23 protein-coding genes, 1 pseudogene and 1 riboswitch are annotated in these 25,834 nt (G+C 72.9%); of the genes and pseudogenes, 13 read left to right on the forward strand and 11 right to left on the reverse strand.

All coding sequences use genetic code 11. The annotated features are described in order from the left end of the window. Positions 1–71: 71 nt before the first annotated feature. The 5 genes from amaP to ACWD68_RS30020 form a co-directional block, all read right to left on the reverse strand. Positions 72–659, reverse strand: coding sequence for an alkaline shock response membrane anchor protein AmaP (gene amaP, locus ACWD68_RS30000; protein WP_451809591.1), 588 nt, complete (start codon positions 657–659; stop codon positions 72–74). Next, positions 656–1,333, reverse strand: a complete 678-nt coding sequence (locus ACWD68_RS30005; protein WP_451809592.1) for a DUF6286 domain-containing protein — start codon at positions 1,331–1,333, stop codon at positions 656–658. Before ACWD68_RS30005 ends, amaP begins: the two co-directional genes overlap by 4 nt. Next, positions 1,330–1,752 (reverse strand): Asp23/Gls24 family envelope stress response protein, encoded by a 423-nt coding sequence (locus tag ACWD68_RS30010; protein ID WP_451809593.1) that lies wholly within the window; start codon positions 1,750–1,752, stop codon positions 1,330–1,332. The genes ACWD68_RS30005 and ACWD68_RS30010 overlap by 4 nt, the downstream gene beginning before the upstream one ends. Positions 1,753–1,755: 3 nt before the next feature. Continuing rightward, positions 1,756–1,941 carry a hypothetical protein gene (locus tag ACWD68_RS30015; RefSeq protein ID WP_261703263.1) on the reverse strand — a complete coding sequence of 62 codons (186 nt, stop codon included), beginning with the start codon at positions 1,939–1,941 and terminating at the stop codon, positions 1,756–1,758. Positions 1,942–2,026: 85 nt separating this feature from the next. After that, the gene (locus ACWD68_RS30020; protein WP_451809594.1) at positions 2,027–2,512 is read right to left on the reverse strand and encodes an Asp23/Gls24 family envelope stress response protein; all 486 of its coding nucleotides are present in this window, start codon (positions 2,510–2,512) and stop codon (positions 2,027–2,029) included. A gap of 87 nt (positions 2,513–2,599) precedes the next feature. Between ACWD68_RS30020 and ACWD68_RS30025 the strand changes: the two genes are divergently transcribed. Continuing rightward, entirely contained in the window at positions 2,600–3,388 is a 789-nt protein-coding gene (locus tag ACWD68_RS30025) for a nucleopolyhedrovirus P10 family protein (protein WP_451809595.1), read from the forward strand. An 89-nt stretch (positions 3,389–3,477) separates the two neighbouring features. On the opposite strand, the gene ACWD68_RS30030 is transcribed toward ACWD68_RS30025, so the two are convergent. The 3 genes from ACWD68_RS30030 to abc-f form a co-directional block, all read right to left on the reverse strand. Further along, a complete protein-coding gene (locus tag ACWD68_RS30030) occupies positions 3,478–4,281 on the reverse strand; it encodes an enoyl-CoA hydratase/isomerase family protein (protein WP_451809596.1) in 804 nt (267 codons plus the stop codon). Positions 4,282–4,426: 145 nt separating this feature from the next. After that, positions 4,427–4,648 carry a helix-turn-helix domain-containing protein gene (locus tag ACWD68_RS30035; protein WP_006123601.1) on the reverse strand — a complete coding sequence of 74 codons (222 nt, stop codon included), beginning with the start codon at positions 4,646–4,648 and terminating at the stop codon, positions 4,427–4,429. Between the two features lie 373 nt (positions 4,649–5,021). Further along, positions 5,022–6,620, reverse strand: coding sequence for a ribosomal protection-like ABC-F family protein (gene abc-f / locus ACWD68_RS30040; RefSeq protein WP_451809597.1), 1,599 nt, complete (start codon positions 6,618–6,620; stop codon positions 5,022–5,024). A 414-nt stretch (positions 6,621–7,034) separates the two neighbouring features. On the opposite strand from abc-f, the gene ypfJ reads away from it, so the two are divergent. After that, positions 7,035–7,925 (forward strand): KPN_02809 family neutral zinc metallopeptidase, encoded by an 891-nt coding sequence (gene ypfJ / locus ACWD68_RS30045; protein ID WP_451809598.1) that lies wholly within the window; start codon positions 7,035–7,037, stop codon positions 7,923–7,925. A gap of 142 nt (positions 7,926–8,067) precedes the next feature. Continuing rightward, complete coding sequence (locus tag ACWD68_RS30050) at positions 8,068–8,481, forward strand: VOC family protein (RefSeq protein ID WP_451809599.1); 414 nt, start codon at positions 8,068–8,070, stop codon at positions 8,479–8,481. 86 nt (positions 8,482–8,567) lie between these two features. Here the strand turns inward: ACWD68_RS30050 and ACWD68_RS30055 are convergent, their stop codons facing one another. The 3 genes from ACWD68_RS30055 to ACWD68_RS30065 all read right to left on the reverse strand — a co-directional run bounded on the left by ACWD68_RS30055 (position 8,568) and on the right by ACWD68_RS30065 (position 12,437). Further along, on the reverse strand, positions 8,568–9,971 hold the full coding sequence (locus ACWD68_RS30055; protein WP_451809600.1) for a hypothetical protein: 1,404 nt from the start codon (positions 9,969–9,971) through the stop codon (positions 8,568–8,570). 242 nt (positions 9,972–10,213) lie between these two features. After that, on the reverse strand, positions 10,214–11,341 hold the full coding sequence (locus ACWD68_RS30060) for an alpha/beta hydrolase family protein (protein ID WP_451809601.1): 1,128 nt from the start codon (positions 11,339–11,341) through the stop codon (positions 10,214–10,216). Positions 11,342–11,696: 355 nt separating this feature from the next. Continuing rightward, positions 11,697–12,437 (reverse strand): class II aldolase/adducin family protein, encoded by a 741-nt coding sequence (locus ACWD68_RS30065; protein ID WP_451809602.1) that lies wholly within the window; start codon positions 12,435–12,437, stop codon positions 11,697–11,699. Positions 12,438–12,523: 86 nt separating this feature from the next. Here ACWD68_RS30065 and ACWD68_RS30070 point away from each other — a divergent pair. The 10 genes and pseudogenes from ACWD68_RS30070 to cobI form a co-directional block, all read left to right on the forward strand. Further along, positions 12,524–12,801, forward strand: a pseudogene (locus ACWD68_RS30070) (GH25 family lysozyme); the annotation flags it as partial. Positions 12,802–12,981: 180 nt separating this feature from the next. Continuing rightward, positions 12,982–14,223 (forward strand): anion permease, encoded by a 1,242-nt coding sequence (locus ACWD68_RS30075; protein ID WP_451809603.1) that lies wholly within the window; start codon positions 12,982–12,984, stop codon positions 14,221–14,223. 20 nt (positions 14,224–14,243) lie between these two features. Then, positions 14,244–14,462 carry a hypothetical protein gene (locus ACWD68_RS30080; RefSeq protein WP_266757244.1) on the forward strand — a complete coding sequence of 73 codons (219 nt, stop codon included), beginning with the start codon at positions 14,244–14,246 and terminating at the stop codon, positions 14,460–14,462. Positions 14,463–14,599: 137 nt separating this feature from the next. Further along, a riboswitch (cobalamin riboswitch) is annotated at positions 14,600–14,740 on the forward strand. A gap of 107 nt (positions 14,741–14,847) precedes the next feature. Then, positions 14,848–15,795: a cobalamin biosynthesis protein gene (locus tag ACWD68_RS30085; protein ID WP_451809604.1), complete on the forward strand. Its 948-nt coding sequence runs from the start codon at positions 14,848–14,850 to the stop codon at positions 15,793–15,795. Continuing rightward, the gene (locus ACWD68_RS30090; RefSeq protein WP_451809605.1) at positions 15,792–17,387 is read left to right on the forward strand and encodes a cobyric acid synthase; all 1,596 of its coding nucleotides are present in this window, start codon (positions 15,792–15,794) and stop codon (positions 17,385–17,387) included. The genes ACWD68_RS30085 and ACWD68_RS30090 overlap by 4 nt, the downstream gene beginning before the upstream one ends. After that, complete coding sequence (gene cobN / locus ACWD68_RS30095) at positions 17,384–21,037, forward strand: cobaltochelatase subunit CobN (protein ID WP_451809606.1); 3,654 nt, start codon at positions 17,384–17,386, stop codon at positions 21,035–21,037. The genes ACWD68_RS30090 and cobN overlap by 4 nt, the downstream gene beginning before the upstream one ends. Beyond that, positions 21,034–23,055: a putative cobaltochelatase gene (locus ACWD68_RS30100; protein WP_451809607.1), complete on the forward strand. Its 2,022-nt coding sequence runs from the start codon at positions 21,034–21,036 to the stop codon at positions 23,053–23,055. Before cobN ends, ACWD68_RS30100 begins: the two co-directional genes overlap by 4 nt. Continuing rightward, on the forward strand, positions 23,055–23,654 hold the full coding sequence (gene cobO / locus ACWD68_RS30105; RefSeq protein ID WP_451809608.1) for a cob(I)yrinic acid a,c-diamide adenosyltransferase: 600 nt from the start codon (positions 23,055–23,057) through the stop codon (positions 23,652–23,654). The genes ACWD68_RS30100 and cobO overlap by 1 nt, the downstream gene beginning before the upstream one ends. After that, positions 23,648–25,036, forward strand: a complete 1,389-nt coding sequence (locus tag ACWD68_RS30110) for a cobyrinate a,c-diamide synthase (protein WP_451809609.1) — start codon at positions 23,648–23,650, stop codon at positions 25,034–25,036. Before cobO ends, ACWD68_RS30110 begins: the two co-directional genes overlap by 7 nt. Next, a complete protein-coding gene (cobI, locus tag ACWD68_RS30115; RefSeq protein ID WP_451809610.1) occupies positions 25,033–25,782 on the forward strand; it encodes a precorrin-2 C(20)-methyltransferase in 750 nt (249 codons plus the stop codon). The genes ACWD68_RS30110 and cobI overlap by 4 nt, the downstream gene beginning before the upstream one ends. Positions 25,783–25,834 lie beyond the last annotated feature (52 nt).

Genomic DNA, 25,834 nt, shown 5'->3' on the forward strand with positions numbered 1-25,834 from the left:
GTCCGGGGCGAGAGCCCTCCCGGACGCGAGAGCCGGTCCGGGGCGAGAGCCCTCCCGGACGCGAGAGCCGGTCAGTTCACGCGTTCGGCGCGGTGCTTGACGCCGCGCAGTCGCACTTCCGCCGGGAGCGCGGCGAGGCCGGCCGAGTCCCGCGCGTGGGCGAGCGCCTCCGCGGTCAGCAGATGCAGCGCGTGCCCGGGGTCCACATGCGGTTCCAGCAGGAGCCGTACGCGTGCCTCGGGCAGACCGCGCCGGCCGGTCAGATGGACGTGCGCCTGGTCGACGCCGCCCAACCGGGCCGCTTCGGCGGCCAGCACGCTCTCGAGTGCGCGCCCGCGCAGCAGCGCGCCCGCGCCGTCGCCGGTGTCGACGAGCACATCCGCCAGCCGTCGGCGCCGTACGTCGGCGACCAGCCACCACAGGGCGAGCAGCAGGAGCACCGCGAGCCCCGCGATGACGGCGGGCCACCACCAGCCCTCGTCCCGCCACCGGGTCCGTTCGGCGTCGCTGAGCAGCACGTCGTGCCGCCCGTCGTGGATCCACCACGACGGCGGCCGTACGCCGAGTCCGATGGCGAGCACGGAGCCCCCGAGGGCGAGCAGCACGAGCCCGACGAAGCCGATCAGTACGCGGTTGACGATCCGGAGCACGGACCTCACCCCTTCCGTCCGGGGCGCGCGACCCGCACCGACAGGGCGGGCGAGCGGGCCAGCCCCAGACCCTTGATGCCGTCGGCGAGCGTGGTGTCGAGGTCGGCGCGCACGTCGTCGAGTTCACGGAAGTGCGACACCGCCCGGACGTCGACCCTGCGGCGCTTCACGCGCACGCGGACCGACTGCACGCCGGCGACCTCCATGGCCCGGTCGCGGAGCGCCATCGCGGCGGCCGTACGGTACAGCCCGGCCCGGACATCGGCGTGGGTGCGGCGCATCGGCAGCACGTCCCGCAGTCCGGGTGTGGCCGCGAGGACGATCAGCCAGAGTCCCACCGCGGCGGCGACTCCGGCACCGACGAGGACCGCGGTGTCGTCGAGCGGCCGTTCGGCGAGCTGCTCGGCCAGCCAGGTGCGCCAGCGCAGGGCCGACCTGCCGGCGCGCACGGCGGCGACGTCGTACAGGAACGCGCCCGTGGCGACGAGGAGCAGGAACGCGAGGACGCCCGCCGGGACGCGGCGAGCGGACCAGAACCGGCCCTTGCGGCCGTCCTCCCCGTCCGCGGTGTCCAGCGGTTCGTAGGCGGCCGCGGAGGCGGACTGACCGAGCGCCCCCGCGTCGTCCGCCTTCTCCAGTACGGGTGGCTTCCGGGTGCTCTCGGAGCCCTGGGGCTCGCTCATTGCGTCCTCCCCTGTGCCGTGCCGGGCCCGTGCGCCAGGTGCAGCCGCTCCACCTGGACGGCCACCTCCGGCACTTCCATTCCCGCCAACGCCCTTACCCGCTCGGAGACATGACGACGCACCGCACTGCACTGGGCACCGATGTCGGAGGGGTAGCCGAGTTCGAGGCTGACCCGGACCTGGGCACTGTGCGTCGGCGCGTCCCCCGGTCCGCCGGAGCCGGCCGACTGCCGTCGCACGACGACCGTCGCGTGCGGCGGCACGGCGTCGGGCGACGGCGGGGGCAGCGCCTCGCGCGCCGCCTGCGACGCGATCTTCGCGACGACACGGTCGGCGATCCGGGTGGCGCCCCGCTCGGGGGCCGCGACGGTCGTCAGGCCCGGCCGTGTCTCACCGAGCCGGTCGACATGACCTGGCACGCGTCACCGCCGCCGGTCGTCACGGGCGCGGAAGAAGTCGCCGATGTCCAGGTCCCCCTCCAGGAGCCGTCCGACGACGAACCCGACGGCCCCCAGGGCGGCCACCAGGAGGAAGGCGCCGAAACCGCCGAAGTATCCGGCGAAGGCCAGCGCCATTCCGGCGATCATGCCGATCACGGCCAAGCTCATGATGCGCTCCTCAGCAGTCGGTGGCCGCGTGATCACTCATGGTGCGGTGGCCGGAGTGTCCGGGGGCGTTCCGGTGGCCCGAGGGTCACTGGAGCCGGGACTCAGGCTCCTCGTCTTCTTCCTCGGGAAGCTTCACATCACTCACCGCGATGTTGACTTCCACCACTTCGAGACCGGTCATGCGCTCGACGGCCGCGACGACGTTCTCGCGTACGTCGCGGGCCACGTCGGCGATCGACACGCCGTAGTCGACGACGATCTCCAGGTCGAGCGCCGTCTGCAGTTCGCCGACCTCGGCCTTCACACCCCGTGTCACGGATTTGGTGGACCCGCCCGGCACCCGGTCTCGTACCGCTCCGAAGGTCCGGCTCAGCCCGCTGCCCATGGTGTGGACACCGAGCACGTCACGGGCGGCGAGCCCGGCGATCTTCTCCACGACTCCGTCGGCGATCGTGGTCCGTCCCCGCGTGGCGGGATCTCCACCGCCCCGCTTGACGGGCTTACGCGTCTGCTGGTGCTCCTTCTCCGTGTCGGGGCTGTCCGTCCGGTTCCGCTCGGTCATGTCGGTCATCGCCGTACGTCCCTTTCGGTCGTCCTCCTCTGCTCACAGTAGGTCGGGTCGCGCGGTCGCGCGCCATGGATGGGGCACGCTGGAGCAATGACGGCGGACCGATGGACGCAAGTGGTACGGCATCAGCTCGGCCTCGGCAGACTCCTGCCGCTGGGCCTCGCGCTCGACGGCGCGTGGATCACGGAGGAGGCGGCCGAGTCGGCGCTGCGGCGCGAGACGGCGGCTGTGGACGGTGTACGCCTCGGCGCGCTCCGGATCGCGCTCGCCGACCCGGAGCGGACCGGCACGCCCGCCGTACCGCCCCCGCCCAGTGCGCTGCCGCCCGGCCCGCTGCGCGTCACCGCGGAGTTCCGGGCCTCGGTGGATCCCACGTCCCCGGGCGTCGAACCCCTCCCGGCCGTCGCGGCCCGGCTGCGCCTGACGTTGGCCACCACCGCGACGCAGCGGCTGGGTCTCGACGTCGCCGAGGTGGACCTGCAGGTGACGGATCTGCTGGAGGAGGGTGAGTCGTCCGACGCCCCGGCGGAGGAGGCGGAGGACGCGGGGGAGGCGCCCACCGACGCCCCCGCGGACGGTGTACGGAGGGCACTCGCGCCGAAGGACCCCGAGGAGGCCCGGATCGCGGCGGTCGCCCTGGCCGTCCCGGGCGTCACCCGTCTGACGGAGGTCCTGGGCCAACCGGTCCACATCGGGACCGCGCCCGCCCCGGAACCGGCCCTGCCGCGCCGCCACATCCGCGTCGAACTGGCGGTCTCGCCCGACGAGCGGGCGGTGGACGTGGCACGGGCGGTCAGAACGGCGATCACGCGGACCGCCGGAGACACCCCGTCCGTGGCGGTACTGGTGACCGCGGTGAGCCGGGACGTCCACGCCTAGCGGTGTCCAGTTCCCTTCACGCGCACAGGAGGGTCCAGTCCCCGCGCACGCCTAGGAGTGTCCCGTCCCCGCACCCGTCCAGGAGGTGTCTAGTCCCCCACACCGGCGAGGTCGCGGAGCCTGCGCGCCTGGGACGCCCGTTCGGCGGCGCGCTGCTCCTCGTAGGACCGCTCCTGCGCGCCGCGCAGCAGGGCCTTCGTCTCGATCACGGCGTCCCGCGGCGCGGCCAGCAGCGCGGCGGTCAGGTCGCGGACCGCGTCCTCGAGGTGCCCGGCGGGCACCGCGAGGTTGGCGAGCCCGGTGCGCTCGGCCTCCTCGGCCGACACGAAGCGGCCCGTGGCGCAGATCTCGAGCGCGCGGGCGTAGCCCACCAGGCTCACCAGCGGGTGCGTCCCCGTGAGGTCGGGTACGAGACCGAGGCTGGTCTCGCGCATGGCGAACTGCACGTCGTCCGCGACGACGCGCAGGTCACAGGCGAGCGCGAGCTGGAACCCCGCACCGATGGCATGCCCCTGCACAGCGGCGATGGACACGATGTCGCTTCGCCGCCACCAGGTGAAAGCCTCCTGGTACTCGGCGATGGTCGCGTCGAGCTCGGCGTCGGAGCCGCGCGCGAGGTCGATGAAAGACGGTTCCCCGTCGAAGCCCTCGGGCGTGAACGCCTTCCGGTCGAGCCCAGCGGAGAAGGACTGGCCCTCGGCACGCAGGACAACCACCCGGACGGAGCCCGGCAGTGACCGGCCGGCCTGCGTCAACGCCCGCCACAGCGCGGGACTCTGGGCATTGCGCTTGGCCGGATTGGTCAGCGTCACCGTGGCGATCGCGTCGTCGACGGTGAGCCGTACGCCGTCCTTGTCGAGTACCGGTTCGAGATCCTTGTCGAGCGAAGCCATGGGGCGCCTCCGATGGGTGCGGTCGGATCAGACGCGCACCTCGCGAAGACACGAGGAACGCACCTAAGTGACTGCACAGTAACCACCCGGTCGGTCACCCGACCGACCGGGTGGTCACCACCGAAGCCGATGGGGACGCCCGGCCTCAGGCCGAGGCGGCCTTCTTGCCCCGCGTCGCTCCGCCACGCCCTCGGAGCGTGACACCCGACTCACTGAGCATCCGGTGCACAAAGCCATACGAGCGGCCGGTCTCTTCGGCCAGCGCTCGGATGCTCGCACCGGAGTCGTACTTCTTCTTCAGGTCTGCCGCGAGCTTGTCGCGCGCGGCGCCGGTTACCCGGCTGCCCTTCTTCAGAGTCTCGGCCACCCGGTCCTCCTCATGGGAAGTGCGCTCTGGACTCTCATGATCACCCCTTCCGGGCGTCATGGCCACCCATTCGGCAAGGTCCGTAAGACAAGGTTTTGACGACAGGAGTCCGTCCCCACGAGTGGAATCTGTGGTTCCGGCCGGTGCCGTCCGTACAGCCGAACGGGTTCTTCCGCGAAGTGCCTGGTCAGCGACGCAAGACGGCCGAGCCCTTGGGAACAAAGGACTCGGCCGTGAAATCGATGTAGGACACACCTCGGTACGAGGAGATCTCACACAGATGATGGATCACGGATCGGCCGAATGATCCATACACAGTGGATCAGTCATTCGATCAAGCGGCGTCGGCCCTCTCCCGGAGGCCGCGCACGGGTCAGGCGAGGGCCACCAGGTCGGCGTAGTCGGAGCCCCACAGGTCCTCGACGCCGTCCGGCAGCAGGATGATCCGCTCCGGCTGGAGCGCCTCGACGGCGCCCTCGTCGTGGGTGACGAGGACGACGGCGCCCTTGTAGGTGCGCAGCGCGCCGAGGATCTCCTCGCGGCTGGCCGGGTCGAGGTTGTTCGTCGGCTCGTCGAGCAGCAGGACGTTCGCGGACGAGACGACAAGCGTCGCGAGCGCGAGCCGGGTCTTCTCACCGCCGGAGAGCACGCCCGCCGGCTTGTCCACGTCGTCTCCGGAGAACAGGAACGAACCGAGCGTCTTGCGGACCTCGACCAGGTCCAGGTCGGGGGCGGCGGAGCGCATGTTCTCCAGGACCGTGCGCTCGGGGTCGAGGGTCTCGTGCTCCTGCGCGTAGTAGCCGAGCTTGAGGCCGTGGCCCTCGATGACCTCTCCGGTGTCGGGCTTCTCGGCGCCGCCGAGCAGGCGCAGGAGGGTCGTCTTGCCGGCGCCGTTCAGGCCGAGGATGACGACGCGGGAGCCCTTGTCGATGGCCAGGTCGACGTCGGTGAAGATCTCCAGGGAGCCGTACGACTTCGACAGTCCCTCCGCCATGAGCGGGGTCTTGCCGCAGGACGCGGGCTCGGGGAAGCGCAGCTTGGCGACCTTGTCCGAGACGCGGACCGCCTCGAGACCGGCCAGCAGTTTGTCGGCGCGCTTGGCCATGTTCTGCGCTGCCACCGTCTTGGTGGCCTTGGCCCGCATCTTGTCCGCCTGCGAGTTCAGCGCGGCGGCCTTCTTCTCGGCGTTCTGCCGCTCACGCTTGCGGCGCTTCTCGTCGGCCTCGCGCTGCTGCTGGTAGAGCTTCCAGCCCATGTTGTAGACGTCGATCTGGGCGCGGTTGGCGTCCAGGTAGAAGACCTTGTTGACAACCGTCTCGACGAGGTCGACGTCGTGGGAGATCACGATGAAGCCGCCGCGGTACGTCTTCAGGTAGTCGCGCAGCCAGACGATCGAGTCGGCGTCGAGGTGGTTCGTCGGCTCGTCGAGCAGCAGGGTGTCGGCGTCCGAGAAGAGGATGCGGGCCAGCTCGATACGGCGGCGCTGACCACCGGAGAGCGTGTGCAGGGGCTGGCCGAGCACCCGGTCGGGCAGGTTGAGCGCGGCGGCGATGGTGGCGGCCTCGGCCTCGGCGGAGTATCCGCCCTTGGTGAGGAACTCCGTCTCCTGGCGCTCGTACTGCCGCATGGCCTTCTCGCGGGTGGCGCCCGAGCCGTTGGCGATGCGCTGTTCGTTCTCGCGCATCTTGCGGATCAGGACGTCCAGGCCGCGGGCCGACAGGACGCGGTCGCGGGCGAGTATGTCGAGGTCGCCGGTGCGCGGGTCCTGCGGCAGGTAGCCGACCTCGCCGGAGCGGGCGACGGTGCCCGCGGCGGGCTGGCCTTCACCCGCGAGGACCTTGGTGAGGGTCGTCTTGCCCGCGCCGTTGCGGCCGACCAGGCCGATGCGGTCACCCTTCGTGATGCGGAAGGTGGCGGACTCGATGAGGATGCGGGCGCCGGCGCGCAGCTCGATACCGGAGGCGGAAATCACGGACAGACTCCAGGGCAGGGTCGTTGGCGGGGTGGACGGCTGAGGACGTTCCCGCCGTCTAATGCGCGAGGAGAATGGCCATGGGCCAAGTCTAACGGGGCCGTGCAACCACATTTCCGGTGTGCGGACGTCCGGCACTGTGACGCTCGCCCCGTCCGTACGTCGCCGAGGGGCGCGGTCCGGGGCGGTCCTGCCCGGTCCTCCACGGGGATGATCTCGCCGGTCCGGCTGCCGGACGCGGCCCGGAGCCGCGTGACCGGCGGCCTGGCACCACCGCGCCCTGCCGCACCGCCACGCCGGGACACGGTGGCCGGACAGGGGCGTCGCCCGTTCGGACCCCGGGCCGGGGCCGCCGATCACGGAGCGTACGAGGATGGCGGCACGGAGCGACGTACGGCAGAGAGTGGTGCGCCCATGCAGTTCGACGACGACGCCGACCTGGACACCTCCGAGGTGCAGGATGTGCGCGGCAGTCGAATCCCCGGCGGCAGGGCGACCATCGGCGGCGGCCTCGCGGGGCTGATCGCTCTGGTCATCGGGCTGCTCCTCGGGGTGGGTCCCGACCAGCTCGGCCTCTCCTCCGGCGGCGACCAGCCCGTGGCGACCGCCTCCTCCCTCGCGCAGGTGCAGCAGACCTGCAAGAAGGGGCGGGACGCGAACGCCCAGGAGGACTGCCGCACCGTGGCGGTGGTCAACAGCGTCCAGGCCTTCTGGACCCGGGAGTTCGCGCGCAGGGCCGGCACCTACACCCGCTCCCCCACGGTGTTCTTCAGCGGCCGGGTCGGCACCGCGTGCGGCACCGCGTCCTCCGCCGTCGGGCCCTTCTACTGTCCCGGCGACCGCAAGGTCTATCTGGACCTGGGCTTCTTCGACGAACTGCGCACCGGGTTCGGCGCCGCCGGCGGACCGTTCGCGCAGGCGTACGTGGTGGCGCACGAGTACGGGCATCACGTGCAGGACCTGATGGGCACGCTGGCCCGCTCGCAGGACGGGGTGACCGGCGCGAACAGCAACGCGGTGCGGGTGGAACTCCAGGCCGACTGCTACGCCGGGGTGTGGGCGCGCCACGCGACCACCACGGCGGCCTCGTCCACGGGCAAGCCGCTGCTGACCTCGTTGACGGACGCCGACATCCGTGACGGCCTCGACGCGGCGGCGGCCGTCGGCGACGACCGGATCCAGGCGAGGTACCAGGGCCGGGTGACCCCGGAGACCTGGACGCACGGGTCGGCCCAGCAGCGGCAGCAGTGGTTCTACCAGGGCTTCAGCAGCGGCGACATGGCGCAGTGCAACACGTTCCGGTGAGCGGGAGCCGGGCTGTGTGCCGCGGCACCCGGCCCGGTCCCCCGACGGGGCCGGACTCCGGTGGCCGGGGCGTTGTCAGTGGCCGGTGCCAGACTGGGCAGCGGATCGGAATCCGGCAGTGCGACGAGACGGAGTGATCGGCATGGCTGGCATGAACGGCGGGCGCCCGAGCATCTATCCCTCGCTCCTGTACTCGGACGCGAAGGCGGCGATCAGGCAGCTCACGGAGGCCTTCGGCTTCACCGAGCTGTCCGTCTACGAGGGTGAGGACGGCTCGGTGATGCACGCCGAGCTGGTGCAGGGCAACGGCGCGGTGATGCTCGGCTCCAAAGGCCGCGGCGGCCGCTTCGACGAGGCGATGAAGAGTGCGGGCCCGTGCGGGGTGTACATCGTCGTGGACGACGTCGACGCACACCACCAGCGGGCCGTGGACCACGGCGCGGAGATCCTGATGACCCCGACCGACCAGGACTACGGCTCGCGGGATTACATGGCCCGTGACATCGAGGGCAACATCTGGAGCTTCGGCACCTACGCCCCGGAGATAGGCGCGTAGGACGCCCGCCGGGCAGCTGCGCGGGCCCCTGCCGGTCGGCGGCCGCGCGTCGGCCCCCGGCCGGCTTCCCCCGGCCTGTTCCCCGGTCAGCTCCCCCCGGTGTGCACCTGGAAGGCGGCCCGGCGTACGGCTTTGGCGAGTGCCGGGTCCGGGTGGGCGGCGGCGAGCGCGACCAGCACCTGCACCGTGCGCGGGTGCCCGACCGCGCGCACCTCGTCGAGGAGCGCGGGCACGGTGGGCTGTACCGCGGCCTCCAGATGGCGGACGAGGAGCGGGGCCTCACCGTGGTCGGCGACGGCCGCCGCCGTGTCGACCCACAGCCAGGTGGACTCGGCGCGGGTGAGGACCTCGTGGGCGTCCTCGGGGTCGTGGCCGTCGTGTTCGGCGAGCCACAGCAGGGCGTAGGGGCGCAGCGAGGTCTCCTCGACCACGGCGCGCACATCGGGCTCGGCGGGGGCGCCGACCACGCGCAGCGCCTCGAACGCGAGGCCCCGGGTGAGGGCGTCCTCGCCGCGGGCGGCGGCGATGAGTTCGGTGACGGCACTGCCGACCGTACGGGCGGCGAGCCAGGCGCGGTACTCGGCGCGGGCGGCGTTGGGGCGGAGCTGGGCACAGCCGCGGAGCATGTCCTCGGCGGACTGCTCGATGTTCCCGGCGGGGCTCTGCGCGGCGACGCAGATCTGCTCCAGCTTGACCCAGACCGCCCAGCTGCCGAGCGGGGTGAGGGTGGCCTGTCCCGCGCCGTAGGTCAGCGCGCCGACCGAGGCGAGGGCGTTCAGGGCCCAGTCGAGGAGGGGGGCGAGAGGGGCGTCCGGGACCTCGGCGGGCTCCGGGGCGGGCTCGGGGTCCGGGCCGTAGGGGATTTCGCAGCGCTCGGTGCGCAGTTCCGTGACGCGCTGCCCGAGGAGGTCGAGGAGCTGATCCACGGGGACGGGCCCGGCGGAGAGCTGGAGGAAGGAGAGCACCTGGGGCATCGCGGAGACGACCTCGGCGACGGCCGCGGGCTCGCGGTCCAGGGGTTCGGGGTACGCGAGGGACCAGGCGTCGAAGAGGGCGACCCAGCCGCGCAGGACGGCGCTGTCGTCGCGGCTCCAGGCGCGCAGCCGCCAGCCCGGGCGGGCGCTGTCGCCGTGCACCTCGATGAGGCCGGCGAGGCGGGCGGTGTCCCAGTCGGCGCGGGCCTGAACGGGGGTCAGCCCGAGGTCCGCGGCGGCCCGTTCCGCGGTGGCGTCGGAGAGGGCGCCCTTGTCGCCGGGGTTCGCGCCGTCGCGCCCCGGGCGCAGGGCGGCGTCGGCCCAGCGCGCGACCCGGGCCGCGTCGGACAGGCCGGTGCGCGCCATGCGCGCGAGTTCCGCGGGAGGCGGTGTGCCCTCCGGCGGTCGCGGTGCGGGGCGGCGCGTGCGGCGCTGGGTCACCGCTCGGGGAGCGGCCGCGAGGGGCCGCGGGCTGACGAGTCGGAGCCTGGAGTCGCGCGGGTTACGGGACGTCACGGGTGCAGTCTTCCGGTTGACGGTCCGAAAACCCAAACGGAATGCCGTCGCGGGCTGCGGAAGTGGCACGAGCGGGGGCTTCTCGGGGCATTCGACACGCGGGGAAAAGGGGCGCGCGGAGTTGTTCGGGACCGAACCGGAAGCGCGCCTTCGCGCCCGCCGGGATGTCTCGCGCGGAGCCCCGGCCCGCCCTCCGCCCCGCCCACGCCGGGGGCGCGAGGCGGCTTCGCTCAGGGGGTGGCCTACATCAGGGGGGTGAGGAATCGGCGCAGGGCTTCTTCGTAGCTCGCCGGGTCGGCGTTCCACATGGCGCCGTGCGGGGCGTTCGGGACGGTGTGCAGGGTGACCAGGTCGGGGCGGCTCGCGGCCAGGCGGCGCGAGGGTCCCCAGGGGGCGATGGTGTCGTCCGGGCCGTGCACCAGCAGCGTCGGCACCTTGAGCTGGTCGGGATGCGCGGCGTTCGCGATGCGGTCTCCGCGTACCCCGGTGCGGCCCTGGGCGGCGCGCACCGCGAGCGGCAGCAGGACGCGCGGGGTGTGGCGGGCGCCCGCGAGGGCGCGCAGGGTGGTCTCCCAGTCGAGGACCGGCGAGTCCAGGACGAGCCCGGAGATCCGCTCGCGCAGCGCGGAGTGGGCGGCGGCGCGCAGCGCCATGGTGGCGCCGGTGGACCAGCCGTACAGGACGACCCGCTCGGCGCCGTACCGCACGGCGTACCGGATGGCGGCGTCGAGGTCGCGCCACTCGGTCTCGCCGAGGTGGTTCAGCCCGTCCGGCGGGCGGGGTGCGCCGAGGTCTCCGCGGTAGGCGAGGTCGAGGACGGGGAAGTGCCGGCTGTTCAGGAACCCCATCACGTTCATGGGGTGTTCCCGGGTGGCGCCCAGGCCGTGCACGGTGATGACCCAGGTGTCGCGGACGGCGGGCAGGAACCATGCGGGCAGGGCACCGAGTTCGCCGGGCACGTCGACGTCGGCGTGTTCGAGTCCGAGGGCGGACCCGGGGTCGCCGACGTACAGGTTCGGGGTGAGCCACACCTTGTCGCCGGGTTCCAGGGAACCGTGCGTGACGCCTTCCAGCCGGCGGACGACGGTGTCGGCGGTGTGGGGGACGGAGTTCATGAGGGGGCCGACGACCGCGTGGGAGCCGTCTCCCGAGAGGCCGTAGGTTCCCGGGCGCCGGGAGGCCAGGGCCCGGGTCAGGGTGATTCCGCCCGCCGTCGTGGCGTGCACGGTGAGGCGGGGTTCGCTGGGCAGCGGCTTGCCGGGCCTCGTCTTCAGCGCGGCGTCGCTGGCGAACCGGCCTGCCGCCACGGAGGCCGCGCCCGCGGCTATGGCTACGGTGACGGCCGCTGCCGTGGCTCTTAGGGTGCGCACTCGACCAGTTTCCCGGCGGATCCCGTCATCGGCCAGCGGGAAGGGCACAAGGGGTGACGGGCGCGGTGCATCGGACCCCGCGTGCGCGGCGTGCGCGGCGTGCCGGCGGCCGGAGCACGACGCCCGGCGACGGCCGGGCCACACCTCGTTCGGGCCGTACCCCTTCCCGGTCCTGGCGTTCCGGTCCTGCCCCTTCCCGGTCCTGGCGTTCCGGTCCTGCCCCTTCCCGGTCCTGCCCCTTCAGGTCCTGGCCCCTTCAGGTCCTGTCCACTTCCGCCCAGGCACCTCCCGCCCGCGCCCGTCCCGCCCGCGCCCGTCCCGCCCGTGCCCCTTCCGGCCGTGCCCCTTCCCGGCCCTATCCCTTCTGGCCGTACCCCCGCAGGCTCTCGGCCGCCTCCTGGAGTCGGTCCGGTGAGATCAGGGCGGGCGTCAGGCCCGGGACCGAGGAGGCCAGGAGCCAGACGCGGCACATCCATTCGAGCTGGGCCGTGCGGTCGTACGCCTGGTCCAGCGAGGCTCCGTAGGCGACGGTGCCGTGGTTCTGGAGGAGGCAGGCGCTGCGCTCGGTCAGGGCCCGCAGCATGTTCTCGGCCAACTCCGGCGTGCCGTACGTCGCGTAGGGGGCGACGCGGACCGGGCCGCCGAGGGCGCCGGTCATGTAGTGGATCGGCGGGAGACCGGGGACGAGGGTCGAGACGGCCGTCGCGTGGGGGGCGTGGGTGTGGACGACGGCCCGGGCGTCGGTCTCCCGGTAGACGGCGAGGTGCATCGGCAGTTCGCTCGTCGGACGGAGCGAACCGAGCAGCTGCCGGCCGTCGAGGCCGACACCGACGATGTCGTCGTGCGTCAGCCGGTCGTAGGGCACGCCCGTGGGTGTGACCAGGACGGTGTCGCCGACGCGGACGGAGACGTTGCCCGACGTACCGACGACCAGCCCGTCGGTCACGGTCCGGCGGGCCGTCGTGACGAGCTCGTCCCAGGCCCGCCGGACGGCGTCCCCCGTGTCCCTCGCAGCCGCCTCGTCCCGCTCGTCGCACTCGTCCGCCATCGCTGGGTCCTCCCGCCCGTCCCGTGCGTCCCGGTGCCGCTCAGCCATGCCGCGATCCTGCCAGGCGCGCCCGTGGGCGCACCTCGGGCGGACGCGCTGCAGGACGGAAGCAGAGCCTCCGAAAGGGCGCGAACTGGATCAAGGCTTTCAGCGACGAGGTCCGGCGGGAGACCGATCGACGTCCTGTGATTTACACCACAACGCATTGGTGGAACGCCTGCACCGGCTCCAGCAGGGCTTTTGCCGCGAATCACGCCCTGTGGCCGACCCGTTACGACCCGGCGGACGCCGGCCGACTGCCGCCGGCTGGTCCGTGTGGACCTTCTGACAGTACGACAACGGCGGCAGCCTGCCGGGTGACCAGAATCCCTTCCATGGATCCCGGGCTCAGCTCGAGCGGCTCACCCGGGGTGGCGACCCGGACCGGAGCCAGAAATTCCGCATCCGTTCGACCCGCGGCTTCGCCCCTTCAGCACAAGCGGAGGGGCGATTCGCCGTTCGGGTCACCGCGCAGCCCGCCCCAGTTCATCTTCCGTTCACCCAGGTTGCTTACGGTCCCCCTGCCACTGACGTCCAACAGAAGCCTGGGTAAATGGAACACATCACGCTCCTCCTCGGAATCGTGATCGTCACCGCTCTCGTGTTCGATTTCACGAACGGTTTCCACGACACCGCCAACGCGATGGCCACCACCATCTCGACCGGCGCACTCAAGCCCAAGGTCGCGGTGGCCATGTCCGCCGCCCTCAACCTTGTCGGCGCCTTCCTCTCGGTGGAGGTCGCCAACACGATCTCCAAAGGCCTCGTCGATGAATCCGGCATCCAGCCAGAAGTGATCTTCGCCGCCCTCGTCGGCGCGATCCTCTGGAACCTGGTGACGTGGCTCGTCGGTCTCCCGTCCAGCTCCTCGCACGCCCTCATGGGCGGCCTGGTCGGCGCCACCATCGCCTCCGCCGGTACCGGCGCGGTGCACGGGGACGTCCTGGTCGGCAAGGTGCTCCTCCCCGCCGTCGCGGCCCCGATCGTCGCCGGTCTGGCCGCGATGTTCGCCACCCGGCTGTCGTACAAGCTCAGTGGCAACGCCGACACCAAGGCCACCAAGAAGGGGTACCGCGCCGGCCAGATAGCCTCCGCGGGCCTGGTCTCGCTGGCCCACGGCACCAACGACGCGCAGAAGACGATGGGCATCATCACCCTGGCCCTGGTCGCCGGTGGCGCCGTCGCTCCCGACTCCGACCCGCCGGTCTGGGTCATCCTCTGCGCCGGTCTCGCCATCGCGCTCGGCACCTACCTGGGCGGCTGGCGCATCATCCGCACGATGGGCAAGGGCCTGACCGACCTCCAGCCGCAGCAGGGCTTCGCCGCCCAGACCAGCGCGGCCACGGTCATCCTGGCGTCTTCGCACATCGGCTTCTCCCTCTCCACCACGCACTCGGTCTCCGGTTCCGTGATGGGTGCGGGCCTCGGCCGCAAGGGCGGCGTGGTCCGCTGGTCCACCGCCACCCGTATGGTCGTCGCCTGGATCCTCACACTGCCCGCCGCCGCCCTGGTCGGCGCGCTCGCCGAGTGGGTCACCGGCTTCGGCGCCTGGGGCACCACGCTCGTCGCGGTCTTCCTGGTCGGGTCCAGCTTCGCGATCTGGCGCCGCTCGCGCCGCGAGGTGATCGACCACACCAACGTGAACGACGCCGAGGAGCCCGCCGGTGTGGTGACCCAGGCCATCGCCGCCGTCACCCCGCCCCCGGCCGGCACCGTGGCCGAGGACCTCACGGCCACCATCCCGGCTCCCGCCGAGCCCGCGGCGGCCCCGTCGGCGCCGTCCCCCGTGGCCTGAGAACCGAAGGAAGAAACAGCATGCACATCGACTGGTCAGCCCTCGGGTCCGTCTTCGGGGTCAGCCTCGGAGTGACCGTGGCCCTCGTCGCCCTCTTCACCCTGGGTGTCGCCGGCCTCTCCAAGAAGGAGTCGGCCCAGGGCGGTTCCGCGGTCGCGGCCGCCACGGGCGCGTACGTCTGCTTCGCGGCCTGCGCCGCGGCGGTGGTGTACGGCATCTCTCTGATCATGACCAAGTAACCCGGATCGAGCGGCCCGAACAGGGGTTGCGCCGAGCGGCACTTCGCGTGGGGTGCGGGACGGATCACCGTCCCGCACCCCACGCGTATGTGGGCCTTCGCACACTCTCCCTCCGCAGGTCAACAGCCAGTTGACGGCCGTTCTCGCCCCGTGGTGGACTGCCGGAGCCAAGTACGGCGGCATGAGAGGAAGCCGGTGCGAATCCGGCGCGGTCCCGCCACTGTCATCGGGGAAGAAACTCCCCGGGAGCCAGGAACTCTCACCGCCGGTCTCGTCGAACCAGGGCGTGGACACCCTGAGTGAGGACATATCGCCATGCGCGGCTGCCCGTTGCCCATTTCGCTGAGTACGAGGGTTCCGCTCCACCCCACGGCCGGCTGACCCCGTGCGTGCCGATCGCGTCTTCGCGTACGGCGCCGCCGCCGGCCTCCTCGGCGACCTGCTGCTCGGCGATCCCCGCCGGGGGCATCCGGTCGCCGCGTTCGGGCGGGCCGCCGCGTCCGTGGAGCGGGCGCTGTGGCGGGACCACCGCGGGTGGGGCGCGCTGCACACGGCCGTCTGCGTGGGCGGTGCCACCGGACTGGCCGCGCTCGCGCGTCATTCCGTCCGCACCTCGCGTACCGCCTCCGTCGCGCTGACCGCCGCCACCACCTGGGCCGTCGTCGGGGGGACCTCCCTCGGCCGTGAGGCTCGGGCCGTCGCCGGCGCGCTCGCGGCCGGTGACATCGAGGTCGCCCGGGAACGGCTGCCGCATCTGTGCGGGCGTGACCCGCAGGCGCTGGACGCCGACGGCATCGCGCGTGCCGTCGTCGAGTCCGTCGCCGAGAACACCTCCGACGCCGTGGTCGGCGCTCTGGTCTGGGGCGCCCTCGGCGGTGTGCCGGGCCTCGTCGCCTTCCGCGCCGCGAACACTCTCGACGCCATGGTCGGGCACAAGTCCCCCCGGTACCGGCGCTACGGCTGGGCCTCCGCCCGGCTCGACGATGTCGCCGGCTGGCCGGGAGCCCGGCTGACCGCCGTCCTCGCCGCCGCGGCGGGGGGCGACCCGCGCGGCGCAGTGCGCGCCTGGCGCGCGGACGCCCGCAGACATCCGAGTCCCAACGCCGGGCCCGTGGAGGCCTCGTTCGCCGGAGCGCTTGGCGTGCGGCTCGGCGGCACCCTGTCGTACGGGGGCCGGGTCGAGCACCGTCCCGTGCTCAACGACGCCGGACGCGCCGTCCACGTCCACGACATCGAACGATCCGTACGGCTCTCCCGCCGCGTCGGCTGGCTCGCGCTCGGCGTGAGCACCGCCGGACGGGTCCTGCTCACCAGGAAGGGGCGCACCGCATGAGCGGCGGGCTGCTGATCGCCGGAACCACCTCCGACGCGGGCAAGAGCGTCGTGACCGCCGGGATCTGCCGGTGGCTGGTGCGGCAGGGCGTCAAGGTCGCGCCCTTCAAGGCGCAGAACATGTCCCTGAACTCGTTCGTGACGCGCGAGGGCGCCGAGATCGGGCGGGCGCAGGCCATGCAGGCGCAGGCCGCCCGGGTGGAGCCGACCGCGCTGATGAATCCCGTGCTGCTCAAGCCGGGCAGCGACCGCAGCAGCCAGGTCGTGCTGATGGGCAAGCCGGTGGGCGAGATGAGCGCCCGCGGGTTCTTCGGGGGACCCGGGCACGCGGCGGAGGCGCCGTCGGCCGTCGTGTCTCCCGGGGAAAGGCTGCACGGCGGGCGGCAGGAAGCACTCCTCGGGACCGTCCTCGACTGTCTGGCCCAGTTGCGGGGCACGTATGACGCGGTGATCTGTGAGGGAGCCGGCAGTCCGGCCGAGATCAATCTGCGGCGCACCGACATCGTGAACATGGGGGTGGCACGGAACGCGGGGCTTCCCGTGCTCGTCGTCGGTGACATCGACCGGGGCGGTGTGTTCGCGTCGTTCTTCGGGACGGTCGCGTTGCTGTCGCCCGAGGACCAGGCGCTCGTCGCCGGGTTCCTCGTCAACAAGTTCCGCGGTGACGTCACCCTGCTGGAGCCCGGGCTCGACATGCTGCACGGCCTCACCGGGCGCCGCTCCTACGGCGTTCTGCCCTTCCAGCACGGCCTCGGCATCGACGAGGAGGACGGGCTGCGGGTCTCGCTGCGCGGGGCCGTCCGCGAGTCGGCCGTCTCCTCCCCCGTCGGCGAGGACATCCTGCGGGTCGCCGTCTGCGCGATCCCGCTGATGTCCAACTTCACCGACGTGGACGCGCTGGCCGCCGAACCGGGCATCGTCGTGCGGTTCGTGGACCGGGCCGAGGAACTGGCCGACGCGGATCTGGTCGTCGTGCCCGGGACCCGGGGCACGGTGAGGGCGCTTCAGTGGCTGCGCGAGCGCGGCCTCGCGGACGCGATCGCACGCCGGGCCGCCGAGGGACGGCCCGTGCTCGGCATCTGCGGCGGCTACCAGCTCCTCGGAGAACACATCGAGGACGAGGTCGAGTCGCGCGCCGGTCAGGTCGACGGGCTCGGACTCCTCCCCGTACGCGTGCGGTTCGCGCGGGAGAAGACCCTGACACGGCCGGTCGGCGAGGCCCTCGGCGAGCACGTCGAGGGGTACGAGATCCATCACGGCGTCGCCGAAGTCCTGGGCGGGGAGCCGTTCCTCCGCGATGCCGAGGGACGCGGCCTGGACGGATGCCGGGTCGGCGCCGTCTGGGGCACGCACTGGCACGGCTCGCTGGAGTCGGACGGTTTCCGGCGGGCCTTCCTGCGCGAAGTGGCGGCCGCCGCGGGCCGTCGTTTCGTGCCGGCGGCCGACACGTCGTTCGCGGCGCTGCGCGAGGAGCAGCTGGACCGGCTCGGCGATCTGATCGAGGAACACGCGGACACGGACGCGCTGTGGCGGCTCATCGAGTCCGGCGCGCCGCAAGGACTGCCCTTCATTCCACCGGGAGCGCCCGCATGAGCACAGTGTTGTTGTTGTCGACCGCCGACACGGATCTGCTGGCGGCCCGCGCCTCCGGCGCCGCCTACCGGATCGGCAATCCGACCCGGGTGGACGTCACGGACGAACTCCCCGCGCTCGTCGAGGGCGCGGACCTCGCCGTCGTACGGCTGCTCGGTGGCAAGCGGGCCTGGGAGGACGGGCTGGCCTTTCTGAAGGCTTCCGGCATCCCGACGGTGCTGCTCGGCGGCGAGTCGGTCCCGGACGCCGAGCTGATGGCCGAGTCGTCGGTGCCCGCGGGTGTGGTCGCGGAGGCGCTGCGCTACCTCGTCGAGGGCGGCCCGGCCAACCTGGCCGAGCTGGCCCGGTTCCTCTCGGACACCGTGCTCCTCACGGGTGAGGGCTTCGAGGAGCCGCGGAAGTCGGCGGAGTTCGGCGTCCACGGCGAGCGTGCCTTCGTCGAGGGCAGGCCGACCGTCGGCGTGCTGTTCTACCGGGCGCACGAGCTGTCCGGGAACACCGCGTTCGTCGACACGCTGTGCGACGCGATCGAGGCACGGGGCGCCAACGCCCTCGCGGTGTACTGCGGTTCGCTGCGCGATGCCGACCCGGCCCTGTACGAGATCCTCGGCCGTGCCGACGTGCTCGTCGCCACCGTCCTCGCGGCGGGCGGCACCCACGCCTCGCAGGCGTCCGCGGGCGGCGACGAGGAGGCCTGGGACATCGGGGCGCTCGCCGACCTCGACATCCCGGTCCTCCAGGGGCTCTGCCTGACCTCGTCGAAGAGCGCCTGGGACGCGTCGGACGCGGCCCTGTCCCCCATGGACGCGGCGATGCAGGTCGCGATCCCGGAGTTCGACGGCCGTCTCATCACCGTGCCGTTCTCCTTCAAGGAGCAGGGTCCGGACGACGTCCCGGTGTATGTCGCCGACCCCGAGCGGGCCGCGCGGGTCGCCGGAATCGCCCTTCGGCACGCCCTGTTGAAGCACAAGCCGAACGCGGAGAAGAAGCTCGGGATCGTCTTCACCGCCTACCCGACCAAGCACTCCCGGGTCGGCAACGCGGTCGGTCTCGACACGCCCGCCTCCGCCGTACGGGTCCTCGACGCGCTCCGGGACGCGGGCTACGCCCTGACCGAATACCCCGACAACGGCGACGAGTTGATCCACCGGCTCATCGCGGCCGGCGGTCACGACGTCGAGTGGCTGACCGAGGAGCAGCTCGCCGTCGCCCCGGCGCGCGTGCCGCTCGCGGACTACCGGGCGTGGTTCGAGACGCTCGACCCCGCTCTGCGCGAGGGCATGCTGGAAGCATGGGGCGAGCCGCCGGGCTCGCTCTACGTCGACGGCGACGACATCGTGCTCGCGTGCCTGCAGTTCGGGAACGTCGTGGTGATGATCCAGCCGCCGCGCGGCTTCGGCGAGAACCCGATCGCGATCTACCACGACCCGGACATGCCGCCGTCGCACCACTACATGGCGGCCTACCGCTGGCTGGAGAACAGTTTCGGCGCCGACGCCGTCGTGCACATGGGCAAGCACGGCACGATGGAGTGGCTGCCGGGCAAGGGACTCGGGCTCAGCGGCGGCTGCGCGCCCGACGCCGTCCTCGGCGAACTCCCCCTGGTCTACCCGTTCATCGTCAACGACCCCGGTGAGGGCACGCAGGCCAAGCGCCGCGGGCACGCCACCGTCGTCGACCATCTCGTACCGCCGATGGCGCGCGCCGACACCTACGGGGACCTCGCCAAGCTCGAGCAGCTCCTGGACGAGTACGCGCTCGTGTCCGACCTGGACCCGACGAAGGCCCCCGCGGTCCGCGCGCAGATCTGGACCCTCGTCAAGGCCGCCGAGCTCCATCACGACCTGCACGTCGACGAGCAGCCGGACGACGGCGACTTCGACGGGTTCGTGATGCACATCGACGGCTATCTGTGCGAGATCAAGGACGTGCAGATCCGCGACGGGCTGCACATTCTGGGCGGAGGTCCGGAGGCCGAGCCGCGGGTGAACCTCGTCCTCGCCGTGCTGCGCGCCTCGCAGGTGTGGGGCGGCGCGGCGAACGCGCTGCCGGGTCTGAGGGCCTGTCTCGCCGAGTACTTCGGCCTGGTGGAGAAGGAACTGCTCGCCGAGCCGGGCGCTCCGCTGAAGGTGCCCGTCGAACTGACGGACCTGGTCGAGGGCGCGGCCCGGACGGCGGCCGACGCGATCGACCTCCTGGAACAGCTGTGCCGCCGGGCGGCGGAGGGCATGGAGGAGCGCGGCTGGGACGTGGCCGCCGTGCCGGCGCTGGTGCGTGATGTCCTCGGCACCGAACTCCCCGACGCCGTGGCGGTGCTGGAGTTCGCGTGCCGCGAGGTCGTGCCGCGGCTAGCCCGGACGACGGACGAGATCGGGCACATCCTCAAGGCGCTGAACGGCGGTTACGTCCCGGCGGGTCCGTCGGGTTCGCCGACGCGCGGGCTCGTCAACGTTCTGCCGACCGGCCGGAACTTCTACTCCGTCGATCCCAAGGCCATTCCGTCCCGGCTGAGTTGGGAGGTCGGCCAGTCCCTCGCGGACTCGCTCGTGCAGCGCTACCTCCAGGACACCGGCGACTACCCGACGTCCGTCGGCCTGACGGTCTGGGGCACGTCCGCCATGCGCACGCAGGGCGACGACATCGCGGAGATCCTCGCCCTGCTCGGCTGCCGCCCGGTGTGGGACGACGCGTCGCGGCGCGTCACCGGCTTCGAGGTCGTCCCGCTCGACGAGCTGGGCCGCCCGCGCATCGACGTCACGGTGCGCATCTCGGGCTTCTTCCGGGACGCGTTCCCGCACGTCGTCGGACTCATCGACGACGCGGTGCGCACGGTCGCCGAACTGGACGAGCCCGCCGACCGCAACTACGTGCGCCGGCACGCCGACGAGGACACCGCCGAGCACGGCGACCGGCGGCGGGCGACCGCCCGTATCTTCGGCTCCAAGCCGGGCGCGTACGGCGCCGGTCTGCTGCCGCTGATCGACGCCCGCAACTGGCGCTCGGACGCCGACCTCGCCGAGGTGTACGCGGTGTGGGGCGGCTACGCCTACGGGCGCGGCCTCGACGGGCGCGCGGCGCGCGGCGACATGGAGACCGCGTTCAAGCGCATCGCGGTCGCGGCGAAGAACGTCGACACCCGTGAGCACGACCTCGTCGACGCCGACGACTACTTCCAGTACCACGGCGGCATGGTCGCGATGGTGCGCCATCTGACCGGCGCGAGCCCCGAAGCGTACGTCGGCGACTCGGCCGTGCCCGACCAGGTGAAGACCCGCACGCTCGGCGAGGAGACGCACCGTGTCTTCCGCGCCCGGGTGGTCAACCCGCGCTGGATGGCGGCGATGCGCCGACACGGCTACAAGGGCGCCTTCGAGATGGCGGCGACCGTCGACTACCTCTTCGGGTACGACGCCACGGCCGGGGTCGTGGACGACTGGATGTACGAGAAGCTCAGCGCGGAGTACGTCTTCGACGTGGAGAACCGGGACTTCATGAAGAAGTCCAACCCGTGGGCGCTGCGCGGTATCACCGAGCGCCTCCTGGAGGCGGCCGACCGCGGGCTGTGGGCCGAGCCGGACGCGGACACGCTGGAGCGGCTGCGCGCCACCTATCTGGAGCTCGAAGGCGACTTGGAGGGCGACGACCAGTGAGTACCCCGTTCCCGTTCACGGCGGTGGTCGGCCAGGACGATCTTCGGCTCGCGCTGCTGCTGAACGCCGTGTCGCCCGCCGTCGGCGGCGTGCTGGTCCGCGGCGAGAAGGGCACCGCCAAGTCGACGGCCGTACGCGCCCTTTCGGCGCTGCTGCCGGCCGTCGACGTGGTCACCGGCTGCCGGTTCTCGTGCGACCCGGCCGCCCCGGATCCCGCCTGTCCCGACGGACCGCACGAGGTGGAGGCGTCCACGACCCGTCCGGCCCGCATGGTCGAACTGCCCGTCGGCGCCTCCGAGGACCGGCTGGTCGGCGCCCTGGACATCGAGCGGGCGCTCGCGGAGGGCGTGAAGGCCTTCGAGCCCGGACTGCTGGCCGACGCGCACCGCGGCATCCTGTACGTGGACGAGGTCAACCTCCTCCACGACCACCTGGTCGACCTGCTGCTGGACGCGGCCGCGATGGGCGCCTCGTACGTCGAACGCGAGGGTGTCTCCGTACGGCATGCCGCGCGGTTCCTGCTCGTCGGGACGATGAACCCCGAAGAGGGCGAGCTGCGGCCGCAGTTGCTCGACCGGTTCGGCCTGACGGTCGAGGTCGCGGCCTCGCGGGAGCCCGACCAGCGGGTCGAGGTGGTCCGGCGCAGGCTGGCCCACGACGACGACCCGGCGGCCTTCGCGGCGCGCTGGGCCGACGAGGAGTCCGCCGTGCGGGCCCGGATCGTGGCGGCCCGCGCGCTGCTGCCCTCCGTCCGGCTCGGCGACGGGCCGCTGCGGCAGATCGCGGCGACCTGCGCGGCCTTCGAGGTGGACGGCATGCGCGCCGACATCGTGATGGCCCGGACCGCGACCGCGCTCGCCGCGTGGGCGGGGCGGACCGAGGTGATCGCCGAGGACGTGCGGCAGGCGGCGCTGCTCGCGCTGCCGCACCGGCGGCGGCGCAACCCCTTCGACGCGCCGGGACTCGACGAGGACAAGCTCGACGAGACGCTGGAGGAGTTCGGCGGCTCGGACGGCGACGGCGGATCCGACGACGAACCGGACCCCGACCCGGACGGGCCCGGGGGTGGCGGTCAGCCCCCGCAGGACGGGCCGGACGACGGCTCCCCCGCCGGTGACGTCCCCGCGCAGGGCGAGCCGTCGGACGACGGGCAGGCTCCGGCCGGGCAGGGCGCCGGCGAGCAGTCGCCCGTACGGGCCGCCGAACCCTTTCGTACGAAGATGCTGAGCGTGCCCGGACTCGGTGAGGGCGCGGCCGGGCGGCGTTCGCGCGCGCGGACCGAGCACGGCCGGACGACCGGGTCGCGGCGGCCCCCGGGGGCGCTCACCAAGCTGCACCTGGCGGCGACCGTCCAGGCCGCCGCCCCGCATCAGCGGGCGCGCGGCCGGTCCGGCCGCGGTCTCGTGGTGCGGCGGGACGACCTGCGGCAGGCGACGCGCGAGGGCCGTGAGGGCAACCTCGTGCTCTTCGTCGTGGACGCCTCCGGGTCGATGGCGGCGCGGCAGCGGATGAGCGCGGTCAAGGGCGCCGTGCTGTCGCTGCTGCTCGACGCCTACCAGCGGCGCGACAAGGTGGGCCTGGTGACCTTCCGCGGGTCGGCCGCCGAGGTCGCGCTGCCGCCCACCTCCTCGGTGGACGCCGCCGCGGTCCGGCTGGAGTCCCTGCCGACGGGCGGGCGGACGCCGCTCGCGGCCGGGCTGCTGCGGGCCCACGAGGTGCTGCGGGTGGAGCGGCTGCGGGACGCCGCCCGGCGTCCGCTGGTCGTCGTCGTGACCGACGGGCGCGCCACGGGCGGGGCCGAGCCGGTCGCCACGGCCGAACGCGCGGCGCGGCTGTTCGCGGCCGACGGTGTCGCCTCGGTGGTCGTCGACTGCGAGACGGGGCCGGTACGGCTCGGGCTCGCCGGCCGGCTCGCGGGGGAACTGGGCGGCACGCCGGTGACGCTGGACGCGCTGCGGGCGGATTCCATCGCCGGGCTCGTGCGGGATGTGCAGGGGACTTCCAGGAGGGCCGCGTAGTGCCGCAGGGGCAGCCGAGTGTCGTACCGGACGACGGTCTGACGACCCGTCAGCGTCGTAACCGGCCGCTGGTCGTCGTGCACACGGGGATCGGCAAGGGCAAGTCCACCGCCGCGTTCGGGCTCGCGCTGCGCGCCTGGAACCAGGGGTGGCCCATCGGGGTGTTCCAGTTCGTCAAGTCGGCGAAGTGGAAGGTCGGCGAGGAGAACGCGCTGCGTGTGCTCGGCGCCTCCGGCGAGGGCGGGACCGTCGACTGGCACAAGATGGGCGAGGGCTGGTCCTGGGTCCAGCGCGACGCCCAGATGGACAACGAGGAGAAGGCCCGGGAGGGCTGGGAGCAGGTCAAGCGAGACCTCGCCGCCGAGACGTACAAGCTGTACGTGCTCGACGAGTTCGCGTACCCGATGCACTGGGGATGGATCGACACCGACGAGGTCGTCGCGGTGCTGCGGGACCGGCCGGGCACCCAGCACGTGGTGATCACCGGGCGCAACGCCCCCGGGAAGCTGGTCGACCTCGCCGATCTCGTGACCGACATGTCCAAGGTCAAGCATCCGATGGACGCCGGCCAGAAGGGTCAGAGGGGCATCGAGTGGTGACGTCCTCCGTTCCCCGGCTGGTCATCGCCGCGCCCTCCTCGGGCAGCGGCAAGACCACCGTCGCCACGGGCCTGATGGCGGCCTTCGCCTCGCGGGGGCTCGCCGTCTCCCCGCACAAGGTGGGGCCGGACTACATCGACCCCGGGTACCACGCGCTCGCCACCGGGCGGGTGGGGCGGAATCTCGACGCGTACCTGTGCGGCGCGGAGCTGATCGGGCCGTTGTTCGCGCACGGGGCGCGCGGGTGCGATCTCGCGGTCGTCGAAGGCGTGATGGGGCTGTACGACGGGGCCGCGGGCGAGGGGGAGCTCGCGTCCACGGCCCACGTGGCGAAGCTGCTGCGGGCGCCGGTGGTACTGGTCGTCGACGCGTCCTCGCAGTCGCGGTCGGTCGCCGCGCTGGTGCACGGGTTCGCCTCCTGGGATCCCGAGGTGCGGGTCGCGGGGGTGATCCTCAACAAGGTGGGGTCCGAGCGGCACGAGGCCATGCTGCGGGAGGCGCTGGACGCGTCCGGGGTACCGGTGCTCGGCGTGCTGCGGCGGGCGCCGCAGGTGGACACGCCGTCGCGACACCTCGGGCTGGTGCCGGTCGCCGAACGGCGGGCGGCGGCGGTGGAGGCTGTTGCGGCGATGGCCGCGCAGGTCTCCGACGGGTGTGATCTGGATGCGCTGACGGCGCTGGCGCGGAGTGCCGGAGCGTTGCCGGGTGCGGCCTGGGACGCGGCTGGGGCCGTCGCCCCGGCCACCCACGGCCAACCGACTCGGCCGGCTGGGAAGCGGGCGCCCGTGGTGGCTGTCGCCGGGGGGCAGGCGTTCACCTTCTCCTACGCCGAACACGCCGAGCTGCTCACCGCGGCCGGGGCCGAGGTCGTCACCTTCGATCCGCTCCGGGACGAGCAACTGCCCGAAGGGACCGGCGGGTTGGTCATCGGCGGCGGGTTCCCCGAGGTGTACGCGCCCGAGCTGTCGGCCAACGAGCCGCTGCGCAAGGCCGTGGCCGAGCTGGCGTTCGGCGGGGCACCGGTCGCGGCCGAGTGCGCCGGACTGCTCTATCTGGCCCGGGAACTCGACGGCCGGCCGATGTGCGGGGTCGTCGACGCCGAGGCCCGGATGCACGAGCGGCTCACCCTCGGCTACCGGGACGCCGTGGCCGTCAGCGACAGCGTGCTCGCCGCGGCCGGCACCCGGATGCGCGGGCACGAGTTCCACCGGACCGTCGTGGAGCCCGGCGCCGGGGCGGCTCCCGCCTGGGGGGTGCGCGCCCCCGAGAGGCGGGTCGAAGGTTTCGTGCAGCAAGGCGTGCACGCGAGTTATCTGCACACGCACTGGGCGTCCGAGCCCGGCGTGGCCCGTCGGTTCGTGGAGAGGTGCCTGACGTCATGAGCAGCAAGCTGATCGGAGTCGGGGTGGGCCCCGGCGACCCGGAGCTGGTGACCGTCAAGGGGGTCAACGCTCTGCGCGCCGCGGAGGTCGTCGTCGTCCCCGTGATGGCTGCGCCGGACGGGAAGGACGGCGGCGAGCGGGGGCGGGCCGAGGCGACCGTCCTGCACTACGTGCCCGAGGAGAAGGTCCTGCGGGTCGTGTTCGCGCTCAACGAGCGGAGCGACCGGGGCCGGCGCGAGGCCGCCTGGGACGCCGCCGGCGCGCGGGTCGCGGACCTGCTCGGCCGGCACGCCACGGTCGCCTTCGCCACCATCGGCGACCCCAACGTGTACTCGACGTTCACCTATCTCGCCCACACCATCGGGGAGCTGGTTCCCGGCACGGTCGTGGAGACCGTGCCCGGCATCACCGCCATGCAGGACCTCGCCGCGCGTTCGGGGGCCGTTCTCACCGAGGGGACCGAGCCGCTCACGCTCGTCCCGGTGACCGCGGGGGCCGCCGTGCTCAAGGACGCGCTGAACGGGCCGGGCACCGTGGTGGCGTACAAGTTCGGGCGGCAGGCCCGGGAGGTCGCCGAGGCGCTGCGGGACAGCGGGCGGCTCGACGACGCCGTCTGGGGTTCGGCGCTCGGCCTCGAGGACGAGTCGATCCGGCCGGCGGGCGAGCTCGACGGGGAGCCGCTCCCCTACCTCTCGACGCTCATCGCGCCCGCGCGCCGCGACGGAAAACGCGGCGGCAAACTGTGACCCGCACCCACCCGGCCGTCGCGGCCCGCACAGCTGTCGCGGCCCGCACGGC

It is taken from the genome of Streptomyces sp. NPDC005141, from assembly GCF_053599975.1.

Excerpts from the sequence above, each read along its gene's own strand:
- cobI (WP_451809610.1), top strand. The coding sequence starts at position 25,033 with ATGAGCAGCAAGCTGATCGGAGTCGGGGTGGGCCCCGGCGACCCGGAG.
- ACWD68_RS30005 (WP_451809592.1), bottom strand. The coding sequence starts at position 1,333 with ATGAGCGAGCCCCAGGGCTCCGAGAGCACCCGGAAGCCACCCGTACTG.
- ACWD68_RS30030 (WP_451809596.1), bottom strand. The coding sequence starts at position 4,281 with ATGGCTTCGCTCGACAAGGATCTCGAACCGGTACTCGACAAGGACGGC.
- ACWD68_RS30020 (WP_451809594.1), bottom strand. The coding sequence starts at position 2,512 with ATGACCGACATGACCGAGCGGAACCGGACGGACAGCCCCGACACGGAG.
- ACWD68_RS30075 (WP_451809603.1), top strand. The coding sequence starts at position 12,982 with ATGGAACACATCACGCTCCTCCTCGGAATCGTGATCGTCACCGCTCTC.
- ACWD68_RS30015 (WP_261703263.1), bottom strand. The coding sequence starts at position 1,941 with ATGAGCTTGGCCGTGATCGGCATGATCGCCGGAATGGCGCTGGCCTTC.
- ypfJ (WP_451809598.1), top strand. The coding sequence starts at position 7,035 with ATGCAGTTCGACGACGACGCCGACCTGGACACCTCCGAGGTGCAGGAT.
- ACWD68_RS30090 (WP_451809605.1), top strand. The coding sequence starts at position 15,792 with ATGAGCGGCGGGCTGCTGATCGCCGGAACCACCTCCGACGCGGGCAAG.
- ACWD68_RS30050 (WP_451809599.1), top strand. The coding sequence starts at position 8,068 with ATGGCTGGCATGAACGGCGGGCGCCCGAGCATCTATCCCTCGCTCCTG.
- ACWD68_RS30080 (WP_266757244.1), top strand. The coding sequence starts at position 14,244 with ATGCACATCGACTGGTCAGCCCTCGGGTCCGTCTTCGGGGTCAGCCTC.
- cobN (WP_451809606.1), top strand. The coding sequence starts at position 17,384 with ATGAGCACAGTGTTGTTGTTGTCGACCGCCGACACGGATCTGCTGGCG.
- ACWD68_RS30025 (WP_451809595.1), top strand. The coding sequence starts at position 2,600 with ATGACGGCGGACCGATGGACGCAAGTGGTACGGCATCAGCTCGGCCTC.
- ACWD68_RS30065 (WP_451809602.1), bottom strand. The coding sequence starts at position 12,437 with ATGGCTGAGCGGCACCGGGACGCACGGGACGGGCGGGAGGACCCAGCG.